Source organism: Parolsenella sp. (assembly GCF_982402205.1).
This window is the reverse complement of sequence record NZ_CEVYAT010000097.1, coordinates 1-6,040: the sequence shown is the minus strand read 5'-3', so window position 1 is coordinate 6,040 and position 6,040 is coordinate 1. Positions and strand designations below refer to the sequence as shown.

The 6,040-nt window shown below is 66.7% G+C and carries 6 protein-coding genes; 4 read left to right on the top strand and 2 right to left on the bottom strand.

Annotated elements, in window-relative coordinates; genetic code table 11:
- The 4 genes from AC1VTH_RS05940 to AC1VTH_RS05925 form a co-directional block, all read left to right on the top strand.
- A partial coding sequence (locus tag AC1VTH_RS05940; RefSeq protein ID WP_481335239.1) for a nucleotidyltransferase family protein occupies positions 1-792 on the top strand: 792 nt, incomplete at its 5' end.
- Position 793: 1 nt separating this feature from the next.
- Positions 794-2,161 (top strand): dihydropyrimidinase, encoded by a 1,368-nt coding sequence (gene hydA, locus AC1VTH_RS05935; protein ID WP_481335237.1) that lies wholly within the window; start codon positions 794-796, stop codon positions 2,159-2,161.
- Positions 2,162-2,297: 136 nt separating this feature from the next.
- Complete coding sequence (locus AC1VTH_RS05930; protein ID WP_293826568.1) at positions 2,298-2,678, top strand: Rid family detoxifying hydrolase; 381 nt, start codon at positions 2,298-2,300, stop codon at positions 2,676-2,678.
- 238 nt (positions 2,679-2,916) lie between these two features.
- Positions 2,917-3,123: a cold-shock protein gene (locus AC1VTH_RS05925; protein WP_073294340.1), complete on the top strand. Its 207-nt coding sequence runs from the start codon at positions 2,917-2,919 to the stop codon at positions 3,121-3,123.
- A 305-nt stretch (positions 3,124-3,428) separates the two neighbouring features.
- Here AC1VTH_RS05925 and AC1VTH_RS05920 read toward each other — a convergent pair whose 3' ends face one another.
- Together AC1VTH_RS05920 and AC1VTH_RS05915 are read right to left on the bottom strand one after the other, a co-directional pair.
- Entirely contained in the window at positions 3,429-5,546 is a 2,118-nt protein-coding gene (locus AC1VTH_RS05920; RefSeq protein ID WP_481335236.1) for an LTA synthase family protein, read from the bottom strand.
- 68 nt (positions 5,547-5,614) lie between these two features.
- A complete protein-coding gene (locus AC1VTH_RS05915) occupies positions 5,615-5,983 on the bottom strand; it encodes a heavy-metal-associated domain-containing protein (RefSeq protein WP_481335235.1) in 369 nt (122 codons plus the stop codon).
- Positions 5,984-6,040: the final 57 nt, after the last annotated feature.

Genomic DNA, 6,040 nt, shown 5'->3' with positions numbered 1-6,040 from the left:
CTTACCACCCGCGTGATTGGCGGCTCGGGCGGTGGCGGCTCCACGCCCACGCCCGAGGCCGACGAGCTGCTTGCCTGCTACGAGCGCTGGACCGCCGCCTGCGAGATGGCGACAGACGCCCAGTACGCCTCCGCCTTTGCGCCGGGCGTCGCCGCCAGCACGCATGCCGCCCAGGACGCCAGTGCCCGCCTCGTGGGCGTCGCCGTGCTGGGGGCGGGCCACGCACATCGCTTTGGCGCCAACAAGCTCATAGAGCCCCTCATGGGCGAGCCCGTCATCGAGCGCACCCTGGGCTGCGTGCCGCCCGGCCTCCCCATGGTCGTGGCGAGTGGCACCCCCGAGGTCGACGCCATCTGCGACAAGCGCGGCATCGAGCATGTGCGCCCCTCGGGCGAGCTCGAGCAGAGCGACTCCATGCGTGCCGCCGTGGCCTATGCCAAGAGCCAGGGCTGGGAGGCCTGCGTTTTCGTGCCGGGTGACCAGCCGCTCATCGAGCAGGGGAGCCTGCGCACGATGCTCACCGTGAGCGCCGCCAACCCCGACGCCTGCGTGCGCCTTGGCTGGCGCGGCCGTCCCGGCTCACCGGTGCTGTTCCCCGCGAGCCTGTTCGAGGCGCTTCTCGGCGTGGAGGGCGACACGGGTGGCTCGAGCGTGCTTGGCGCCGATGACGTGCGCGTGCTGAGCGTCGAGGCCTCTTGGCCGTGGGAGCTTTGGGATATCGACACGCCCGACGAGCTTGGGCGCTGCCGCGAGATTATCGAGAGTGGTCTTGCTCGTGGAGGGAGTAACTAGCATGGTCATCATCAAGGGTGGAACGCTTGTGTGCCCCGACGGCCTGCGCCGTGGTGACGTGGCGCTCGAGGGCGACAAGATCGCCCGCATCGCGGCCCACATCGAGCCCGCCGACGGCGACGAGGTGCACGACGCGACGGGTTGCTGGGTCTTCCCCGGCTTCATCGACGGGCACACCCACATGCAGTGCTGGACCGGCATCGACTGGACGGCCGACAGCTTCGAGACGGGCACGCGCGCCGCTGCCTGCGGCGGAACCACGACGATCGTGGACTACGCCACGGCCGACCGTGGCGTTACCATGCCCGATGCCCTTGACGAGTGGCACAAGCGCGCCGACGGCACCTGCACGGCCAACTACGCCTTCCACATGGCCCTGGCCGAGTGGAACGACGAGAACCGTGCCGACCTCGCCGTGATGCGCGAGCGTGGCGTCTGCTCGTTCAAGACCTACTTCGCCTACGACCACCTGCGCCTCGACGATGCCGAGACGCTCGAGGTGCTCGAGGCCCTGAAGCCGCTCGGCGGCACCCTGTGCGTGCACTGCGAGAACGGCACGCTTGTAGACGCCCTTCAGAAGCGTGTCTACGAGAGCGGCATCCACGGCCCCGAGGGACACCCCCTGAGCCGCCCGGACGTCTGCGAGGCCGAGGCCATCAGCCGCCTGCTCTACCTCGCCCACCTCGCCGGCGACGCCCGCGTGAACGTCGTACACCTCTCGACCAAGTTGGGCCTCGAGGCCATCCGCGCTGCCAAGGCCCGCGGTCAGAAGAACATCTTCGTCGAGACCTGCCCGCAGTACCTGCTGCTCGACGACACCTGCTTCCTCAAGGACGGCGAGGACGGCCTGGAGGGCCTCGAGTTCGTCATGAGCCCGCCGCCCCGCAAGCCGGCCGACCGCAGCGCCCTGCGCGAGGCGCTTGTGAACGGCGAGATCGACACCATTGCCACCGACCACTGCAGCTTCAATCTGCACGGCCAGAAGGACCGCGGCGCCGACGACTTCCGCGCCGTCCCCAACGGCGGCGCTGGCGTAGAGCACCGCCCCGCGCTCATCGCCACCACGTTCGCCGGCGAGCTTGGCCCCACCGACCTGTGCCGGCTCATGAGCGAGAACCCTGCCAGGGTCTTTGGCATGTTCCCGCGCAAGGGCTGCCTCGCCGAGGGCTTCGACGCCGACATCTGCGTCTGGGACCCGAGCGTCGAGTGGACGATCAGCGCCGCCACACAGCACCAGAACGTCGACCACACGCCGTTCGAGGGCTTCGAGTGCCGTGGCCGCGCCCGTCTCACGTTCGTGAACGGCGTCCTCGCCGCGCGCGACGGCGAGCCCACGGGCATCAAGCCCGGCCGCTACGTGAGCCGCTAGGGTCAACACCGCGTTGCGCATCCCGCATGTGCGTGAGCGGCCTGGCTGCGCGCACGCCCGTTTTCATTTGGTATCACGCCCCGCGAGGGGCAAGACATATGCCGCCGCCAGCGGCATCGACTAGAAGGAGATTTACATGGCTATCGAGGCTATCGTCACCGACAAGGCTCCCGCCGCCGTTGGTCCCTACTCCGCCGCCACCAAGGCCGGCAACTGCATCCACGTCTCCGGTCAGCTGCCGGTCGACCCCGCCACCGGCGAGTTCGCCGGCGAGGACATCGCCTCCCAGACCCGTCAGAGCCTGACCAACGTCAAGAACGTCCTCGAGGCCGCCGGCGCCACCATGGCCGACGTTGCCGAGACGACCGTCCTGCTCGACTCCATCGCCGACTTCGGCGCCATGAACGAGGTCTACGCCGAGTTCTTCGCTGCCCCGTACCCGGCCCGCGCCGCCTTCGAGGTCGCCGCGCTGCCCAAGGGCGCCAAGGTCGAGATCAAGGCCGTGGCCTACCTGTAAGCTCGTCTCATGAGCCTTGCGCGGGCGTAGCTGCCCGCTCGCAAGCCCCTCGCGACCGCCTGCGGCTCCGCGAGGGGCTTTTCTTGTCCGCCGGTACCGCTCGCGGCTAATTTGCGTTTCTCGTGGGCAAGGAGCGCGGGCTGGGGTAGACTATTCCTCGTGACTTTAGGGTCACTTTTTGTTCAGCGCGCAAGCGCATTTGTTGCCCCCGGAGGGGCAAACGAAAGAAAGGCACGTCATGGCTCAGGGTACTGTTAAGTGGTTCAATCCGGACAAGGGCTACGGCTTCATCTCTCGCGAGGACGGCGACGACCTGTTCGTCCACTACTCCGAGATTCAGATGGACGGCTTCAAGACTCTTGACGAGGGCCAGGCTGTCGAGTTTGACATCACCACCGGTCAGAACGGCAAGCTCCAGGCTTCCAACGTCCGTAAGCTCGCCTAAGTTCGACTTACATACGCTTGGGAAGGGGTGCCTCTTTGAGGCGCCCCTTTTTTGTTATTGCTACCGCGCGGTAGTGGGTGTCGAGCGGCTGGGCATGCTTGCGTCGATCGAGGCACCCGCAGGGGCATGCGTTTCATCAAGTAGGGCGCCCGCAACTGGTTGGTCACGGGCGCCCTGCGCTGCGTTGCGTGTGGTTCTTGCCTTTCCCTGTTCATCCAAAATACGCATCTACAGAGCTCAGACGCATAATATGGACGAACCGATGGTACAGCCGGTGCTCTATGCTTCGCTTGGGCGAGAAGGAGCTATTGCACCGTTTTGGCAAACTCGAGGTACTGCACGTGGGCGAGCTGTCGCCACGCCTCGAGAGCGCGCTCGGCGGCGTACTCGGCCTCGGCGTTTTGGGCCGGCTCGTCGGCGGAGTTGCCGTTCGTGGTGTGCCAGAAGCCCTCTCCGTCTTGGTAGGCAAAGAGGTTGATGCCCGGCATGGACAGGCGCGCGCCCAGCGCGGCCTTCTGGTAGCTTGTGAGCGGCGCCCCGATGGCGTCGAGCGTAAGCGCGCCCAGGGTGCTCGTCGAGGCCTGCTCCCAGCGCATCTCGCCCGTAGCGGCCACGTCGTAGTTGGCCCAGACGAGGTAGTTGGTCTGGTAGGCGCGCGCGGAGTGCGCGGTCTGGCCCGTGTCGCCATAGAGCGCGTCGTCGAGGGCCATGCCAAAGTTGGGCTGGTGGTCGCCAAAGAAGACGAGCACCACGGGGCGGTCGAGCCCGCGCAGCTGCTCGATGAACCACTGCAGGTCCTGGTCGGAGGCCTGGATGCACGAGAGGTACTCGTTGAGCTGGTCGTTGCCGGCCTGGTCCCAGTAGGGCGCGTTGTAGGTCGTGAGGCGGTCCTCGGGGATGTTGTACTGGTTGTACGAGCTGTGGTTCTGCATCGTCACGTCGAGGACGAACTGCGGTGTGTCGCTGCTCGCGAGCTGGTCGAGCACCTTCTGGTAGGTGGCGGCGTCGATCACGCCGCTGTGGAAGACGGGGGCGTCCTCGAAGGCCGAGATGTCGTAGAAACGGTTGAAGCCCATCTGCTCGTAGACGCTCTCGCGGTTCCAGTTGGTTGAGAGGTTGGGGTGGATCGCCGTGGTGTCGTAGCCCATCTCGGCAAACTGGCGGGCGAGGTTGGGAGTGTCGTCAAAGTCGTAGAGCGTGTAGGGGTAGAGGCCCATGCCAATGTAGGAGAGGCTGCTGCCCGTGAGCGTCTCGAACTCCGAGTTGCAGGTGCCGCCGCCGTAGGCAGACACCGTGAGGTTGCCGCGCACGAGGGCGTCGTCGATGCTCTTGAAGTAGGTGGGTCCCTCGTAGCCCACGCCAAGGTCTCCGTAGATGGAGCTGAGGTCAGCGAAGGTCTCGTTCATGACCACGACCACGCTGGGCTTCACGGCGTTGAACTGGTCGGTGCGGGCCTGTGCGGTGGCGGGGTCGGTCGCGGCGTCATAGTCCTGGGCAAGCGCGTCCTCGGTGCCGGCGGCCTCCTCATCGGTGTAGCCCTCGGGCATGGTGATCTGCATGTCCTTGGCCATCGTCATGAAGGTGGGCAGCATGCCGTACTGGTAGTAGCTGTTGGACGGCCACCAGTAGTCGATCTGGATGCTGTAGTCGTCGTGTAGGTCAAGGGCGTTGTAGGAGTTGTAGGCAGAGAGGCACGCGACGAGCGCGAGCCCTGCGGTGACGGCGGCGCGGCCCCAGACGCGGCCGATGGGACGCCCGACCGGGCGCATGAGCACGCAGGCGTCGAGCGAGGCCACGAGCAGCAGGATGCCCTGCGCAATGAGGGGTGTCACCTCGTAGGTGAAGCCGTCGGCCATCGAGGCGGCCGTTCCCAGGGCGAGAAGGTCCGAGGGCAGGATGGCCGTGCCCTTGAGGGTGAGCAGGAACCCCTGGGCGATGCCGAGGGCGGAGAGGCCTGCCGTGCAGACGGCCACGAGCCAGCCGCGGCGCTGGCCCACGAGCCACGCGCAGACCACGACGGCGGTGACGCAGCCACGCTCGAGGGCGAGCAGGCCCGCGTCGACGTCGGCAAGGCTCGTGTTCCACGGCACCTCGAGCGCCGTGCAGGTGGCCGCCACCACGAAGGCGAGCAGCGCCCAGTCGCGCAGCAGCGGCAGCACGCGACCGGTCACCATCTTGATGCGGCTCTCGGAGTCCGCGAGGCGGTCGAGCGGGCGCAGCAGCGGCTCGCGCAGCAGGGAGAGGGCGACGCCGAGCACGCAGAGCAGCTGGATGAGGGCAAACGTGTCCTCGCCCATGACCACGGTGCCAGCGCCCACCAGGTTGGCGAGCGCGATGGCGAGGACGACGAACGGCGCGCACCAGGCGATGCTTGCCGGCCGCAGGTTGCGACGGATGAAGGTTGCGATGTCTTGCGTGTTCACAGTACCTCTTGCGATAGCTTGGATAATAAAAATCTAAGTTTACAGGAACTTATAGCTGGGTTGTTGCCCTAGAGCTCCGTGACCTTGCCTGTGCCATAGCCTGCGTTGCGCACGACGCGCTGCAGGTCCTCGGCCGAGGCGGCCTCCTTGGTGCGCACGTGGGCGACGCCCGCCGCGAGGTTGACGGTGGCCATCGTGCCCGTGCGCTCGTTGAAGGCTGTGGCGATGCGCTTGGCGCAGTTCTCGCAGCTCATGCCCGTGACGACGACGTCGTAGGCATGGGCGTAGTGCGAGGCGTCGCGGTCCTTGGGCCCGTGGCTGCGCACGATGTCGACGCCGCCGCAGCAGTCTCCCTTGCCGCCCCGGGCAACGTAGCCGCGAACGATGACGACGCAGGCCACGACGATGACCGCGACGATGATGACGTTGACGAACATGGCTCCTCCTTTGGGCGCTCTCCTCGCGCCACTGCAAATGTTTAGGTAGGCTTACTT